The following is a 14,957-nucleotide window of genomic DNA, read 5'->3' on the forward strand; positions in this document are numbered from 1 at the left end:
CCGCGCCGACCCGGATTTTTTCTTGTCCCTGTTTCGCCGTACTTCCCTTCCTTCGATCCGCTCGAAGCTGTTCGTCCTCGTCTTCGCCAGCGTGCTGCCGATCGTGTTCGGCTACATCGCCTTCGTGCGCGACGCCGGCCAGCGCGAGCGCGAGCATGTCGCGCGCGATGCCGCGACCGTGGCGCGCGCCCTGGTCGCCGCGCTCGACCGCGAACTCGAAAGCGCCGAATCGGCCGCCCGCGTGGCGGCCGCCTGGCCGACCCTCGATGCCGGCAGCCTGGCGCAGTTCCATGCCCACGCGCGCGAATTGCTGCGCCCCGAGTTTGCGGCCCACGCCTTCGTGCTGACCGGCCCCGGCGGCCGGCCGCTGCTGAGCACCCGCGTGCCCTTCGGCGTTCCGATGCCCCTTGTGGCCAACCGCGAATCGGTCGAGAAGGTGTTCGCCCGCGGCGACGCCGTCACCTCCGGCCTGTACGCGCCCGGTCCCGGCCAGGCGCCGGTGGTCTCGGCCGACGTGCCGGTCTGGCGCGACGGCAAGGTGGCCTATGTGTTGTCGGCCGAGCTGCGCCCGCGCCGCATCGGCGACCTGCTCGGCGCCCAGCAGCTGCCGCCGGGCTGGGTGGCGGAAGTGTTCGACAACCACGGCCTGGTGGTCGCGCGCAACCTTGACCAGTCGCGCCACCTGGGCGGGCGCATGAACGCGGCGCTGCAGGCCGCGCTGGAAGCCAGTCCCGAGGGTGCGGTCAGGCTCGCCGGCCAGCCGGGCGAACCTGACTGGTATTCGGTGTATTCGCGCTCGGGCGAACAGGGCTGGACCGTCGTCGTCACCTATCCCGAGGACGCCGCGCGCGAACTGCTCGGCCACACCCTGCCCGCCACCGTCGCCGGCTCGGTCGCCCTGCTCGGCCTGAGCCTGGTGCTGGCCTGGGGCATCGGCGGCACGATCGCGCGTTCGGTGCAAAGGCTGAGCGAACCGGCGGCCGCGCTCGGCCGCGGCGAGCCGCTGCGCCTGGCGCCCCCGAACATCCGCGAAACGGCCGTGGTGGCCGACGCCCTGCGCCAGGTCGAGGGCGAGCTGGTGCGCTACCGCTCGCGCCTGGAGTCGCTGGTGGCCGACCGCACCGCCGAGCTGGAACGCCTGCACGCCCGCGTCGAAACCGTCTACGCCACCGCGCCGGTCGGCCTGTGCTTCGTCGACCGCGACCTGCGCTTCGTGATGATCAACGACTACCTGGCGGAGATCAACGCGGTGCCGGCCGATGCCCACATCGGCCACACCCTGCCCGAGCTGCTGGGCGAGGTCGGCGTCGCGTTCGAGGAAGCCTACCGCCGCGTGCGCGACACCGGGCGCCCGCTGCGCGACATCGAGTCGACCGGCGCGGTGCCGGCCCGGCCCGGCGTGATGCGCTCCTGGCTGGCGAGCTACTATCCGGTGTTCGGCCCGGCGCGCGAACTGGTCGGCATCAATGCGGTCGTGATCGACATCACCGAGCGCAAGCTGCTGGAGCAGCAGAACCGCGACAACGAAGAGATGTTCCGGGTACTGTTCGAAGCCTCGGGCGATGCCCAGACCCTGGTCGCCTACAACGCCAATTTCGTCAACGCGAATCCGGCCGCGGCGGCGCTGTTCGGCTACGACGACATCGACGCTCTCCTGGCGCTGACGCCGGCCGGCGTCTCGCCCGAATTCCAGCCGAATGGCCGGCGCTCCGAAGAAGTGGCGATCGAGAAGATGCGCGAGGCGCTGGACCACGGCGGCGTCCAGTTCGAATGGGTGCACCGGCGCCGCGACGGCAGCAACTTCCATGCCGACATCAAGCTGACCCGCCTCGACATCGGCGGGCGCGGCATGATGCAAGGCACCATCCGCGACATCAGCGCGCGCGTCGCGGCCGACGCCGCCCTGCGCGCCACCGGCGCCCAGCTGCGCCAGCGCGAACGCTTCATCCGCACCGTCACCGACAACCTGCCGGCGCTGGTGAGCTACTGGGACGCCGACGGCAAGCTGCGCTTCGCCAACCGTCCCTGCCTGGACTGGCTCGGACGGCGCGAACAGGACGCGCTCGGCCATCACGCCGACGAACTGATCCCGCCCGACTACAACGAACGCTTCGCGCCCTACTTTGCCGCCGTGCTCGGCGGCGCGCCGCAGCGTTTCGAATGCGAACTGCCGCCGAAGGACCAGGCGAGCGCGGGCGGGCCGGAAGGCGAACCCATCCACGTCTGGGGCAGCTACCTGCCCGACGTCGACCGCCACGGGCGGGTGCGCGGCGCCTACAAGCTGCACATGAACGTGACCGACCTGAAGCGGACCGAAGGCCGGCTGGTGCAGGCCCTGCGCGAAGCCGAGCAGGCCAGCCGCGCCAAGAACGAATTCCTCGGCAACATGAGCCACGAAATCCGCACGCCGATGAATGCGATCATGGGCCTGGCGCGCCTGCTCGAGGAGGCCCCACTGGGCCGGCGCGAACGCGGCCACGTGGCCCACATGAAGACCGCGGCCAGGTCGCTGCTGGGCATCCTCAGCGACCTGCTCGACTATTCCCGCATCGAGTCCGGCCAGCTGGCCCTCGAGCGCGTCGCCTTCCGCCTCGACGACGCCCTGCGCAGCATCGCCACCCTGAGCGCGCCCGGCGCCTGGGCCAAGGGCCTGGAACCGGTGTTCGCGGTGGATCCCGGCGTGCCCGAACAACTCCTGGGCGACCCGATGCGCCTGCAGCAGGTCCTGCTCAACCTGGTCGGCAACGCGGTCAAGTTCACCGAGCGCGGCGAAGTCGTGCTCGCGGTCGAGCTCACGGCGCGCACGGAAAGCGCGGTACGCCTGCGCTTCGCGGTGCGCGATACCGGCATCGGCATCGCGCCCGAAGTGCAGCAACGCATGTTCGAGCCCTTCTCGCAGGGCGACAGTTCGACCAGCCGCAAGTACGGCGGCGCCGGCCTCGGCCTGTCGATCGCGCGCCGCCTGGCCGGGCTGATGGGCGGCGAACTGGGCGTCGAGAGCCGGCCCGGCGCCGGCGCCAGCTTCCACGTCGAGCTCGAGTTCGGCGTGGCCGAAGCCGCGGCGACGGCCGGCGCCGAACGGCTGCGGGTGCTGGTCGTGGACGACAACCCGAGCGCTGGCGCGGCCCTGCGCCGCGCCCTGGCCGGCTTCGGCTGGGAAGTCGCCTGCGCAGCCGGCGGCATCGAAGCGCTGGCGCTGCTGCGCGAAGGGCCGCGCTTCGACCTGGCTTTCGTCGACGCCGCCATGCCCGAACTGGACGGCATCACGCTGCTGGCCTATGCCCGCGCCGATGCCGCCATCGCGCTGCCGCCGACGGCCCTGCTGGCGGCCGATCCGGAGAAGGAAAGGCTGGCGGCCCTGTCCGGCGACCTGGCGCTCGACGCCGTGCTCGGCAAACCCTTCACCCGCGCCGCGCTGCGCGAGACCGTGGCCGAGCTGCGCGGCGGCGTGAACCAGGTCGCCGCCCCCGCCGCGCCCCTGGCGGCGCGCCTGGCCGGCCTGCGGGTGCTGGTGGTCGAGGACAACCCGATCAACCAGGAAGTGGCCAACTACGTGCTGGTGCATGCCGGCGCCACGGTCGACCTGGCCGCCAACGGCCGCATCGCCCTGAGCATGCTGGCCGAGCCGGGCGCGCGCTACGACGCCGTGCTGATGGACCTGCAGATGCCGGTGATGAACGGCTTCGAGGCCAGCGCCGCGATCCGGGCAATGGCGGCGACGGGCGCGGGCGGCGCCGCCCTGCCGATCGTCGCGATGAGCGCCAACGCGATGGAGGACGACCGCCGGCGCGCGCTCGCCGCCGGCATGGATGAGCACCTGGCCAAGCCGATCGACGTCGACGAACTGGTCGCCACGCTGGAACGGGTGACCGGCAGCGGCGGCAGCGGCGGCGCGCGGCGCGCGGCGCCTGCGGTGCTGCCCGCCCCGTCCGCCCTGCCGCTCCTGCCCGGCATCGACCTGAAGGCGGCCCTGCCGCGTTTCGGCGGCAGCTACGCCGCCTTCGCCGCCGTGTTCCGGCGCTTCGCGCTGACCCAGGGCGAAGCCGTGAACGAGATCCGCGCCCAGCTGGCCCAGGGCGAACGCCCGGGCGCCGCCAGGCTCGCGCACCGCCTGCGCGGCGTCGCCGCCAACCTGGGCGCCGACGAGGTGGCGGCGCAGTCGCTGCGGCTGGAAGAAGCGCTGCGCGGCGCCGACGATGCCCAGCTCGCCCTGCGCCTGGCGGACCTGGAAGCGGCCATGGTCCAGGTGGCGGAGATCGCCCGCGAGCTGGCTCCTGCCGCGCCCGAGTCCGGATCCGAAGCGCAAACGCTCCCGGACAGCGTGCGCGCGGACGCATTGGCGGAGCTGATAGAATTGCTCCAGAATAACAACATGAAGGCGATGAGCGCTTATGAGGCCTTGCGACCGGCCCTGGCCGGCATGCTCGCGCCCGCCGAAGCGGCGGCGCTGCGGGAGGCGGTCGGCACGCTGCGATTCGAACAGGCGGCGCAGCAGGTGCGGGCTATACTGGTAGCGAAGGGAGATTCATGAGCTGGACCGACATGGCCCTGAACGGCCGCATCCTGGTCGTCGACGACGCGATGGAAAACATCCAGATCCTGCATGGCGCCCTGCAGGACGAACACGAGGTGCTGTTCGCGCTCGACGGCGCGAAGGCGCTCGCGCTGGCGCGCGCCCAGCGTCCCGACCTCATCCTGCTCGACGCCGTGATGCCCGGCATGGACGGCTACGCCGTGCTGACGGCGCTGCGCGCGGAAGCGTCCACCGCGGACATCCCGGTCATCTTCGTGACCGCCCTGAAGAGCCCGGAAGACGAGACGCGCGCGCTGGACGCCGGCGCCGCCGACTTCATCGGCAAGCCGGTCAATGCGGCCGTGGTGCGCGCCCGCGTGCGCACCCAGCTGACCGTGAAGCGCCAGGCCGACGCCTTGCGCGCGATGAGCCTGACCGACAGCCTGACGGGCGCCGCCAACCGGCGCGCCTTCACCGAGCGCATCGAGGCCGAATGGCGGCGCTGCGCGCGCGCCCAGCTGCCGCTGGCGCTGATCCTGGCCGACGTCGATCACTTCAAGATGTACAACGACTACTACGGCCACCAGGCCGGCGACGCCTGCCTGGAACAGGTGGCGCGCGCGATGCAGCGCACCGCCGGCCGCGCCCAGGACATGGTGGCGCGCTACGGCGGCGAGGAATTCGCCATCCTGCTGCCCCAGCTCGACGCCGCCGGCGCCGAGGGCGTGGCGCGGCGCCTGCTGGCCGAACTGGCCCGGCTCGCGATCCCGCACGCCGCCTCGCCGACCGCGCCGGTGCTGTCGGTCAGCATGGGCATCGCCTCGATCCTGCCGGTCAACGGCCAGCCCAGCGCCCAGCTGATCCGCTCCGTCGACGCCCTGCTGTACCAGGCCAAGGCGGAGGGGCGCAACCGCTACCGGGTGGAGGCGTCATCGTAGCGTGGGCCGGGCCGCGCAAGGCACGCCCTGCCCATGCGTCGATGATCCATCCATTTCCGTTGGCTGCGGCATCACCGACACGTAGCCGATGCCGCAGCGATAGCGGTAGCGTCATTCCCGCACAGTGAGCCGACTGCGGATGCCGCGGCGAGCGATATCTCGCGGCCGCGTACCGGATCGCGCGCACGTAACGCCTGGGCACGGGGTGGTCACCCTAGGGATCTCCCGGCCGAGGTCAACGCGAGGCGCACGCAACGCGTGGGCACGGGGTGCCCACCCTACGGGAGCGCCGCCGTGCCAGGACCGGGCGGAGCGGATCGGCGCCTCAGGCCGGCCGGCGCCGGAACATCGCCATGCCGTCGATCATGCAGACGGCTTCGCCGCGCTGGTTGGTCGCGGTCCACTTCGACCAGACCACGCCGCGGTCCGGCTTCGAGTTCGAGGCCTTGACCTCCTTGGTCAGGTGGCGCAGCGACAGGGTGTCGCCGGCGCGCACCGGCTGCAGCCAGCGCACGCCGTCCAGGCCGGGGGAGCCCATGCTGGAATTCGCGCACGGCATGCCGTCCACGACCATCCGCATGATCATCGCGCAGGTGTGCCAGCCGCTGGCGATCACGCCGCCGTAGATCGACTTCGCCGCTGCCTCCTTGTCGACGTGGAAGGGCTGGGGATCGAACTGGGTGGCGAAGGCGATGATCTCGTCCTCGTTCACGGTGCGCGTGCCCAGGTCGAACTCCTGGCCGGGCACGAAGTCTTCGAAGTACCAGTCGCGGCTCATGCGGCGGCTCCTTGCCTGAATCCCGGCTGGGCGATGAAGCGCGCCAGGTGGTGGTCGGCGTCGCCCAGCGTCAGTTCGATCGTCGCCAGGCGCTTGAAGTAATGCGCGGCCGGCAGTTCGTCGGTCACGCCCATGCCGCCGTGCAGCTGCACCGCCTGCTGGCCGATGAAGCGCGCCGCCTGGTTGATGCGGTACTTCGCGGCCGACACTGCGCGGCGGCGCTCGCCGGCATCCTGCGACCCAAGCTTGACCGCGGCCAGCATCGCCATCGAGCGCGCCTGCTCGAGGTGGATCACCATGTCCGCCATGCGGTGCTGCAGGGCCTGGAACTTGCCGATCGGGACGCCGAACTGCTGGCGCGTCTTCAGGTATTCCAGGGTGGCCTCGAAGATCGCTTCCATCGCGCCCAGGGCTTCCGCGCACAGCAGGCCGGCGCCGTAGTCGAGGGCGGCGTCGAGGATGGGCCAGCCCGCGCCCGGCGCGCCGATCGCGGCGCCGGCGTCCACCCGCACGTCGTCGAACACGACGTCGGCGGCGCGCAGGCCGTCGAGGGTGCGATAGCCGGCGATGCGCAGGCCGGGTGCGTCGGCCGGGACCAGGAACAGCGCGATGCCGTCCTCGGCGCGCTGCTCGCCTCCGAGGCGCGCCGAGACCACCAGCATGCCGGCCTGGGCGCCGTGCAGCACCACTTTCTTTTCGCCGCGCAGGACATGGCCGTCGCCATCGGGCGTCGCGCGGGTGGCGATGTCGCGCATGTCGTGGCGCGACTGGCGTTCGCCCAGCGCGCAGGCCAGCTTCAGGTCGCCCGTGGCGACGCGTTCGAGCAGTTGCGGATGCAGGCCGCCCAGGCGCAGGAACTCGGCGCCCAGCACGGTTGCGAAGTAAGGCTCGACCACCAGGCCGCGGCCCAGCTCGCGCATCACCACGAACATGTCGACCGCCGTGCCCGAGAAGCCGCCCTGCTCTTCCGGCACCGGCAGCGCCGTCATGCCCAGTTCCACCAGGGTGGCCCAGGCGTCGCTGGAGACGCCCGCGTCGGAGTGGACGATGGCGCGGCGCGCCTCGAAGCCGTAGTCGCGGCCGATCCAGCGCTTGAGCGCGTCGGCGAACTGGAGCTGCTCAGGGTTGAAATTGAAGTCCATGCCCTCTCCTCACAGACCCAGGATCATCTGGGTGATGATGTTGCGTTGAATCTCGTTCGAGCCGCCGTAGATGGAGGTCTTGCGATAGTTGAAGTAGTACGAAGCCAGCGGCGCCGCGTCGTCGTCGTCGAACACGCTGTGCTCGTTCGCGCCTTCGAGGTAGGCGGGGTCGAAGGGCAGCGCCATCGGTCCCACCGCCTCGACCATCAGTTCGGTCAGCGCCTGCTGGATGTCGGTGCCGCGCACCTTCAGCACCGAGGCCTCCGGTCCCGGCGCCTTGTCGGCCTTGGCCAGCACGCGCAGCACCGTCATCTCCAGGGCCATGAGTTCGATCTCGAGGTTCGCCAGCTTCGCCGCGAACAGCGGGTCCTCGATCAGCGGCTTGCCGTTCTTGCGCTCGCGCTGCGCCAGTCCCTTCAGGAAGGCCAGTTCGCGCTTCGAGCGCCCGACCGCGGCGATGCCGGTGCGCTCGTGGCCGAGCAGGTACTTGGCGTAGGTCCAGCCGCGGTTTTCCTGGCCGACCAGGTTTGCCGCCGGCACCCGGACGTTATCGAAGAAGACCTCGTTCACCTCGTGGTCTTCGTCGAGCATGATGATGGGGCGCACCGTGATGCCCGGGCTGTGCATGTCGATCAGGAGGAAGGAGATGCCCTCCTGCTTGCGCACGCCGGTGTCGGTGCGCACCAGGCAAAAGATCATATCGGCGTGCTGGGCCAGCGTGGTCCAGGTCTTCTGGCCGTTGACGATGTAGTGTTCGCCCTCGTCGTCCCGGCCACGGACGGCCGTGGTCTTCAGCGAGGCCAAGTCGGAGCCGGCGCCCGGCTCGGAATAGCCCTGGCACCACCAGTCCTCGCAGGACAGGATGCGCGGCAAATAATAGGCTTTCTGTTCGGGACTGCCGAAGGCCATGATGACCGGCGCCACCATGTTCACGCCGAAAGGCATGATCTGCGGCGTGCCGGCCAGGGCGCACTCTTCCTCGAAGATGTGGCGCTGCACCGGCGTCCAGCCGGGGCCGCCGAACTCGACCGGCCAGCCCGGCGCCACCCAGCCCTTGGCGGCCAGAATCTTGTGCCAGCGCACGCTGTCTTCCTTGCTCAGTCGCAGGTGGCTGCGCACCTTGTGCTGCAGGTCCGGCGGCAGGTTCGCCGCCAGGAAGGCCCGCACCTCGTCGCGGAAGGCCAGGTCTTCGTCCGTATAGTTCAGGTCCATACTGTCTCCTTGTTATCGTCGCGCGGCCCGCCCAAAAAAGCACGACCGTTCACAAGGATTGTACCTGAAAACTTTGCTTACTTAGCAAATAAAAAGACGCCTTCGCCAGCGCTGCCATTCCACCGCGCAACGGCGGCAGCGCCCATAAAAAAGGCGCTGTCACCGTTACCTGTTGGGTTAACTGAACGGTCGAGCGGCAACGTCGTCTGAGCTTGTATTCGAAGCGACGACGAGGGCGACAATGCTGGCGGCAAAGTTCAAGCGGTGGATCGACGGCGTGAACCTGTTGAGCGAGGGGCAGCGGCGCCAATTGCTGGAGCGCCTAGGCCCCGCGCTCGGCCTCGACCGGCTGCGCGCCGGCGTGCGGGTGCGCGGCGCGGTCCACGTGCAGAACGCGAACGGCTACCACCGGCGTTTTCGTGAATGGCTGGCGCGCTTCCACGGCGTGGCCTCGCGCTATTTGCCAAATTATCTCGGCTGGCGCTGGGCGCTCGATGGCCGGCGTGTCGAGTCGCCGGAACGTTTCCTGCGAGCGGCGCTGGGCATGTTCAACACGTAGCGATGACAGCGCCCCATAAAAAAGGGTGGCAGGCCGTTTCGGACCACGCCACCCCGAGGGCAGAACGCTGTATTACTTCGCGCGACGGCGACGCAGTGCGCCAACGCCCATTGCGCCAGCCAGCAGCAGGGCAATGCTCGATGGCTCAGGAACTTCGGCAGCTTCCGGAGCGGTGGCGCCCGGGGTAGCGGCGACCGGCGGGATCACGGCCGGAGCCGGAGCCTGCACAGCGGTGCCCGGGCCAGCGGTGCTGCTCGATGCGGCGACGCCGGCGACGCCGGTGACAGCCCAGCCGGTCAGGGTGCCCGGATGGACGCGGGCGGTTTGTGCTTGTGCTGCACCGGCGGTGACGAGCAGGGCGGCAATGACGAGGTGACGTACTGACATGATTGCTCCTTCTTAATGAGAGTGGCTTAACTGTGATAAATATGTCAACAGCAAGTTCATGCTATCACAACCATAAAAAAGGCTTGTTCCAATTGAATTCAATTCCAAAAGGAAAGAAAGCTTCCTACAAGAAGCTTTCCTATTGGAATTTCTTTCCTTTTGGAATGTTCGCTATCGCACGTTTCAACGCCATGCCGGACACGTTTGTCAACACGCCGGAACCCGGGTGCTATGACCTGGTGGGCGCCCTCCCGCTCAAAAAAAAGAGCTTCCGATTGGAAGCTCTCTTCGTGCATCTCTTTCCGAAACGGCGGCTGGCGGAGGTTTGCCCCCTTGCCACCGTCGCAGTGCTTAGGGCTTGGCCGCGCCCATGTAAGGCATCACGCGCGAGGCCATGCGGGTGTCGGTCTTGAGCATGCCGGCTTCGTCGGCCAGGATGTGGGCGGCTTCCTGCAACAGCACGTCCTTGGCATCCTTGGCGGCCTTCTCGGCGGCCAGCTCGGCCGACAGCGCGCGCTCGTCCGCCTGCAGGCCGTCGTCCTGCTGCGGGCTGTTGCGCGCGGCGACCACGGTCTTCACCGGTTTGGTCGGGGTCGGCACCTTGCTGCGCGCTTCCTTGCCGCCCGGCGCCGCGGCCGGCTCGTCCCCGTTCGTGTCCTTGGCGCCGGCCAGGCGCGCCTCGCGTGCCTTGGCGCGCGCGTCCTGGGCATCGCGTTCCTTGCGGCGCACCGCCTCGTTCAGCGAGATCGCGTTTTCCTTGCGAATACGCATGACTTCGGCGATGTCCTCGCGCAGGTCGATGAAGTCCTTGTCCTTGGCGATACGGGCTTCGTGGCGCTTCTGCAGCGGCTCGACCAGTTCCTTCAGGTTCCCCAGCGGGACGTAGGTGGCCGGCTTGATCGAGACCCAGGGCAGCGCATTGCCGAACGAGGATTCGCCGAAATTGTCGGCATCCGACAGCACCGGCAGCTTGATGTCGGGCGTCACGCCGCGCAGCTGGGTGGTGCCGCCGTTGATGCGGAAGAACTGGGCGATCGTCATCTTCAGCTCGCCATAGCGCACTTTCTCGGACTGCGAGAAGCGGTCCAGGTCGAGCAGGGTCTGCACCGTGCCCTTGCCGAAGCTCGGTTCGCCGATCACGAGGCCGCGGCCATAGTCCTGGATCGCGGCGGCGAAGATCTCGGACGCCGAGGCCGAGCCGCGGTTGATCAGGACGCCCATCGGGCCATCCCAGGCCAGGCCCGGCTTGGTGTCGGACTCGACTTCGACGCGGCCTTCCGCGGTGCGCTGCTGCACCACCGGCCCCTTGTCGATGAACAGGCCGGTCAGCTCGACCGCCTCGACCAGCGAGCCGCCGCCGTTGTTGCGCAGGTCGATCAGCACGTTGTCGACACGGTCCTTCTTCAGTTCGCCCAGGATGCGCTCGACGTCGCGGGTTGCGCTCTTGAACTCCTTGTCGCCCTTGCGGCGCGCCTCGAAGTCCTGGTAGAAGGTCGGCAACGAGATCACGCCGATGCGGCGCGTGACGCCGTTGTCCTTGACCTCGATGATCGATTTCTTGGCGGCCTGCTCTTCCATGCTGATCTTCTTGCGCACCATCGACACGGTGACGTGCTTGGCGTCGACGCCGCCGTCGCCAGGGATCACGTCCAGGCGGACGGTCGAGCCCTTCTCGCCACGGATCAGCTGCACCACGTCGTCGATACGCCAGCCGAGCACGTCGGTGAACGGGCCATTGCCCTGGGCCACGCCGACCACGCGGTCGCCGACCTTCAGCTTGCCCGACTTGTCGGCCGGGCTGCCCGGCACGATCTCGCGGATGATGGTGTAGTCGTCGCGCGTCTGCAGCACGGCGCCGATGCCTTCCAGCGACAGGCGCATGGCGATGTCGAAGTTGTCGGCCGAGCGCGGGCCGAGGTAGTTGGTGTGCGGCTCGATCGCGGTGGCGTAGGCGTTCATGAACATCTGGAACACGTCTTCGTTGTTCAGCTTTTGCAGGCGCGAGACATAGCCCGCGTAGCGCTTGTCGAGCGTTTCGCGGATCGCCTTCTCGTCCTTGCCGGCCAGCTTCAGGCGCAGCCAGTCGTTCTTCACGCGCTTGCGCCAGAGGTCGCGCACTTCGTCCTCGTTCTTGGCCCAGGGCGCCTTTTCGCGGTCCAGCTGCAGGGTCTCGTCGACGGTGAAGTCGAACTTGGTCTTGAGCAGGTTGCGCGCATAGGCCATGCGGTCGTTGAAACGCTGCTGGTACAGGTTGTAGATCTGGAACGCGCCCGTCAGGTCCTCGTTGTTGATCGCGTCGTCGAACTTGGTGCGCATCGGCGCGAAGCGGTCGATGTCGGCCTGGGTGAAGTACAGCTTCTCGCTGTCGAGCGACTCGAAGTAGTTGTCGAAGATTTTCTCCGACATCGCGTCGTCCAGCGGCATCGCCTTGTAGTGGTAGCGCGCCAGCACGCGCGAAGCCCAGAGCGCGGCCTGGGTCTGGGCCGCGACCGGCTTCATCTGGGTGGAGGCGACTTTCTCGGGCTGTGCGGTCACCGCATGCGTGGACATGGCGAAAGCCAGCGCAATCATCAACATCTGCTTCTTCATTTATGCGTTCTCCGAACGTGTACTGTGGTGTCTGCCGCGACGCACGCGGGTACCGCCGGTATCCGGGGCGTACAGACCATTCTACAGGATAGCGCAAGGATGCAGAGCCGGACGAGGACAGGCACGGCATGTTTAAGGTTGGCTTAAGCGGTGCTGGCCAGCTTGTCCAGTGCGAGGACGACAAGCTCACATCTTGAACATTCCCGCCTGCCAGCCATGCACGCCGGCGCTGACCGCCAGCACCAGCAGCCAAGGCCAGGAGCGCACGGCCAGGCGCCAGTCCACCGGCGACGGCCAGAACGAGAGGAATTGCGGTGCGAGGAAGACCGCCAGCAGCAGGTCGAGCGGTTCGAAGTGCCAGCCCGGCCGGGTGCGCCAGGCGGCCACCGTCAGCGGCACCAGCAGCACCAGCAGCGGCGCCAGCGCGGCCGGGGCGGCGTTGTACCAGCGCAGGTTGGCGAAGGTGACCGAGCCGAGTTCCCAGACGCGCCCCTTGCGGCGCGGGATCAGGTTCAGGCCGACCGGCTCGGCGTTGGTCAGGAGGCCGACGCCGAAGTGGGCCAGCTCATGGCACAGGGTGCCGGCCGCGGTCAGCACGAAGAAGCCCGGATGGGCGCTGGAGAGCATCCAGAACAGGAAGGCCAGCGCCAGCGAAGGCAGCAGGTAGAGCAGGATGTCGCCCTGGCCGCACAGGAAGGCCGGCGCGACCGCGGCGCAGGCGTGCGGCAGGCTCATGGGGCGGGTCTTCTCAGCCGGCGTAGAAGCAGCGGCCGCAAGCCTGGCGGTAGCTTTCGTTGCCGCCGATGCTGACCTGCTCGCCTTCCTTGATGCGGCGCCCCGCGTCGTCGACGCGGATGTTCATCGTCGCCTTCTTGCCGCAGGTGCAGATGTTCTTGATTTCCTCGATGTCGTCGGCCAGCGCCAGCAGGTAGGCCGAGCCCGGGAACGGCGCGCCGCGGAAATCGCTGCGCAGGCCGTAGCAGATCACCGGCACGCCGCGCACCTGCGCCAGCTGGTGCAGTTGCTGCACCTGGGCGGTGCTGAGGAACTGGGCTTCGTCGACCAGCACGCAGCCCACGCTGGGCGCTTCGGCGAGGAAGTCGGTGTTCTTGTCGAACACGTCGACCTGGCGCTGCGGCCCCAGGCGCGAGGTGATCAGGCCGACGCCGTAGCGGTCGTCGATGGCGGCGGTGTAGAGCGCGACCTGCTGGCCCTGCTCTTCATAGTTGTGAGCCACCTGCAGCAGCGCCGTCGATTTGCCGGCGTTCATCGCCGAATACCTGAAATAGAGTTTAGCCACAGCCCTGCCTGCATGCCCGGATTTTGAAGTGGCGGCAATTATAGCAAGGGGGCATGTGGCGGCGCCAGCGGTCCGCGGCGTAGAAAAAGGCGCGGCTCGCCACGCCGCGGCGCGTGGCGCCACGGCATGGATCGCTCGGTCCGTCCGTCTTCCCGCGGACGCGGCTCAGCCGCGGCGCCGGCGCATCCAGCCGACCACGCCCAGGCCCAGCATCATCATGGCGTAGGTTTCCGGTTCGGGAATGGGCATGGCCAGCGTCACGTCGTTGGCGGTGGCCCAGTAGTCGCCGCCGGAAATCAGGCTGACCGAGGCCAGCGGCGAGCTCGACACGAAACCGACGAAGCTGGTGGTGGTCGCGCCGGTCAGGGTGTAGTCGAGGGTGCTGCCGTCCGTCGCCGTGAACTGCAGGGTTCCGTTCGGTACGAAGGCGCCGTTGATATCGGAACCGAAGAAATATCCGCCGAAACCGACGATGCCGGGAGCAAAATTCGAGAAGATGATGGCTTCGTTGTCGACGTTCGGCGTCAGCCAGCCGTCGCCGCCGCTGCCGGCACCGTAGAGCCCGCTATCCGCCGACGCCGTGTAGCCATAGCTGCCGGCGCTGCGTGCGAATGGGCTCTCGTAGAGCTGGACAGCCAGGTCGTCGTAGGTGTCGACGCCATAGCCGCCGACGGCCGCCAGGAAGGCGGTGCGGTCGGTATAGACGTCGATCTGGGCCTGGGCACCCGATGCCACGCACAGCAGCACGGCGGCGGCGAGGCTTTTCAGGGGAAATGGGTGGCGTTTCATGGTTGCGCTCCTTGCGAAGGGATGAGAGGGTCGGCGCTCTGCCGCGGCCAGTACAACGCATCCCCGCAATTGTGGCAATCCGAATAACGTTGTTATTTTGACAGTTTGATATTGCTCAGTTGTGCGCCAGGTTGCTGAGCGAAGCTTGGATCCGCCTCAGTCCTGCTGCCGATGAGCAATGATACGCGCCGGGTTGCCCGCCACGGTCGCGCCGTCCGGCACGTCGCGCACGACGACGCTGCCGGCCCCGACGATCGCATCGTCGCCGATGCGCACGCCCGGCAGGATGATGGCGCCGCCGCCGATCCAGACGTTGGCGCCGATGGTCACCGGTTTGCCGCTTTCGACGCCGCTGCGGCGCAGTTGCGGATCGCGCGGATGGTCGGCGGCATAGATCTGCACCGCCGGCCCGATGCGGGTGTCGTCGCCGATGGTCACGGGCGCGGTGTCGAGGATCACGCAGTTGTAGTTGATGAAGACACGAGCGCCGAGCTGGATCTGGAAGCCATAGTCGCAATGGAAGGGCGGACGCACGATGGCGCCCTCACCCACCGTCCCCAGGCGCTCGCCGAGCAGGTCATGCCACTCCCCGGGCCTGCCGAGGGCCGCGTTGTAGCGCGCCAGCCAGGCCGCGCAGGCCGCCAGCTCGGCCAGCAGCTCGGGCGCCTCCGGGTGATATGGCTCCCCGGCCAGCATCTTGTCTTTCTCGCTGCGCGCCATCGCCGCTCCTTTGCCGCTCGCCGGCATCTT

The 14,957-nt window shown here is 68.6% G+C and carries 11 protein-coding genes and 1 pseudogene; 3 read left to right on the forward strand and 9 right to left on the reverse strand.

The features are described 5' to 3' along the window. The first annotated feature begins 22 nt into the window (after nt 1–22). Entirely contained in the window at nt 23–4,531 is a 4,509-nt protein-coding gene (locus RT688_RS03625) for a response regulator (protein WP_313703480.1), read from the forward strand. Next, nucleotides 4,528–5,451, forward strand: coding sequence for a diguanylate cyclase (locus tag RT688_RS03630; protein ID WP_313703481.1), 924 nt, complete (start codon nt 4,528–4,530; stop codon nt 5,449–5,451). Before RT688_RS03625 ends, RT688_RS03630 begins: the two co-directional genes overlap by 4 nt. Before the next feature lie 325 nt (nt 5,452–5,776). Here the strand turns inward: RT688_RS03630 and RT688_RS03635 are convergent, their stop codons facing one another. The 3 genes from RT688_RS03635 to RT688_RS03645 are packed head-to-tail and all read right to left on the reverse strand — an operon-like array spanning nt 5,777 to nt 8,583. Then, on the reverse strand, nt 5,777–6,229 hold the full coding sequence (locus RT688_RS03635) for a MaoC family dehydratase (RefSeq protein ID WP_313703482.1): 453 nt from the start codon (nt 6,227–6,229) through the stop codon (nt 5,777–5,779). After that, nucleotides 6,226–7,371: an acyl-CoA dehydrogenase family protein gene (locus RT688_RS03640; RefSeq protein WP_313703483.1), complete on the reverse strand. Its 1,146-nt coding sequence runs from the start codon at nt 7,369–7,371 to the stop codon at nt 6,226–6,228. Before RT688_RS03640 ends, RT688_RS03635 begins: the two co-directional genes overlap by 4 nt. A gap of 9 nt (nt 7,372–7,380) precedes the next feature. Next, nucleotides 7,381–8,583, reverse strand: a complete 1,203-nt coding sequence (locus RT688_RS03645; RefSeq protein ID WP_313703484.1) for an acyl-CoA dehydrogenase family protein — start codon at nt 8,581–8,583, stop codon at nt 7,381–7,383. Between the two features lie 346 nt (nt 8,584–8,929). On the opposite strand from RT688_RS03645, the pseudogene RT688_RS03650 reads away from it, so the two are divergent. Continuing rightward, nucleotides 8,930–9,142, forward strand: a pseudogene (locus RT688_RS03650) (IS1595 family transposase); the annotation flags it as partial. Nucleotides 9,143–9,214: 72 nt separating this feature from the next. On the opposite strand, the gene RT688_RS03655 reads toward RT688_RS03650, so the two are convergent. The 6 genes from RT688_RS03655 to RT688_RS03680 form a co-directional block, all read right to left on the reverse strand. Then, nucleotides 9,215–9,529, reverse strand: a complete 315-nt coding sequence (locus RT688_RS03655) for a PEP-CTERM sorting domain-containing protein (RefSeq protein ID WP_313703485.1) — start codon at nt 9,527–9,529, stop codon at nt 9,215–9,217. A gap of 351 nt (nt 9,530–9,880) precedes the next feature. Then, nucleotides 9,881–12,118 carry a carboxy terminal-processing peptidase gene (locus tag RT688_RS03660; RefSeq protein WP_313703486.1) on the reverse strand — a complete coding sequence of 746 codons (2,238 nt, stop codon included), beginning with the start codon at nt 12,116–12,118 and terminating at the stop codon, nt 9,881–9,883. A 186-nt stretch (nt 12,119–12,304) separates the two neighbouring features. Next, entirely contained in the window at nt 12,305–12,853 is a 549-nt protein-coding gene (locus tag RT688_RS03665; protein WP_313703487.1) for a hypothetical protein, read from the reverse strand. 13 nt (nt 12,854–12,866) lie between these two features. Further along, nucleotides 12,867–13,418 carry a thymidine kinase gene (locus RT688_RS03670; RefSeq protein ID WP_313703488.1) on the reverse strand — a complete coding sequence of 184 codons (552 nt, stop codon included), beginning with the start codon at nt 13,416–13,418 and terminating at the stop codon, nt 12,867–12,869. A gap of 165 nt (nt 13,419–13,583) precedes the next feature. Further along, nucleotides 13,584–14,207: a PEP-CTERM sorting domain-containing protein gene (locus RT688_RS03675; protein WP_313703489.1), complete on the reverse strand. Its 624-nt coding sequence runs from the start codon at nt 14,205–14,207 to the stop codon at nt 13,584–13,586. A gap of 156 nt (nt 14,208–14,363) precedes the next feature. Then, nucleotides 14,364–14,927 (reverse strand): sugar O-acetyltransferase, encoded by a 564-nt coding sequence (locus RT688_RS03680; RefSeq protein ID WP_313703490.1) that lies wholly within the window; start codon nt 14,925–14,927, stop codon nt 14,364–14,366. Nucleotides 14,928–14,957: the final 30 nt, after the last annotated feature.

The sequence above is a fragment of the Massilia sp. genome, from assembly GCF_032106685.1.
Taxonomy (GTDB): Bacteria; Pseudomonadota; Gammaproteobacteria; order Burkholderiales; family Burkholderiaceae_D; genus Telluria.

Bases quoted from the DNA above. Each gene is read 5' to 3' on its own strand.
- RT688_RS03645 (WP_313703484.1), bottom strand. From the start codon at position 8,583: ATGGACCTGAACTATACGGACGAAGACCTGGCCTTCCGCGACGAGGTG.
- RT688_RS03660 (WP_313703486.1), bottom strand. From the start codon at position 12,118: ATGAAGAAGCAGATGTTGATGATTGCGCTGGCTTTCGCCATGTCCACG.
- RT688_RS03635 (WP_313703482.1), bottom strand. From the start codon at position 6,229: ATGAGCCGCGACTGGTACTTCGAAGACTTCGTGCCCGGCCAGGAGTTC.
- RT688_RS03640 (WP_313703483.1), bottom strand. From the start codon at position 7,371: ATGGACTTCAATTTCAACCCTGAGCAGCTCCAGTTCGCCGACGCGCTC.
- RT688_RS03680 (WP_313703490.1), bottom strand. From the start codon at position 14,927: ATGGCGCGCAGCGAGAAAGACAAGATGCTGGCCGGGGAGCCATATCAC.
- RT688_RS03655 (WP_313703485.1), bottom strand. From the start codon at position 9,529: ATGTCAGTACGTCACCTCGTCATTGCCGCCCTGCTCGTCACCGCCGGT.
- RT688_RS03630 (WP_313703481.1), top strand. From the start codon at position 4,528: ATGAGCTGGACCGACATGGCCCTGAACGGCCGCATCCTGGTCGTCGAC.
- RT688_RS03665 (WP_313703487.1), bottom strand. From the start codon at position 12,853: ATGAGCCTGCCGCACGCCTGCGCCGCGGTCGCGCCGGCCTTCCTGTGC.
- RT688_RS03675 (WP_313703489.1), bottom strand. From the start codon at position 14,207: ATGAAACGCCACCCATTTCCCCTGAAAAGCCTCGCCGCCGCCGTGCTG.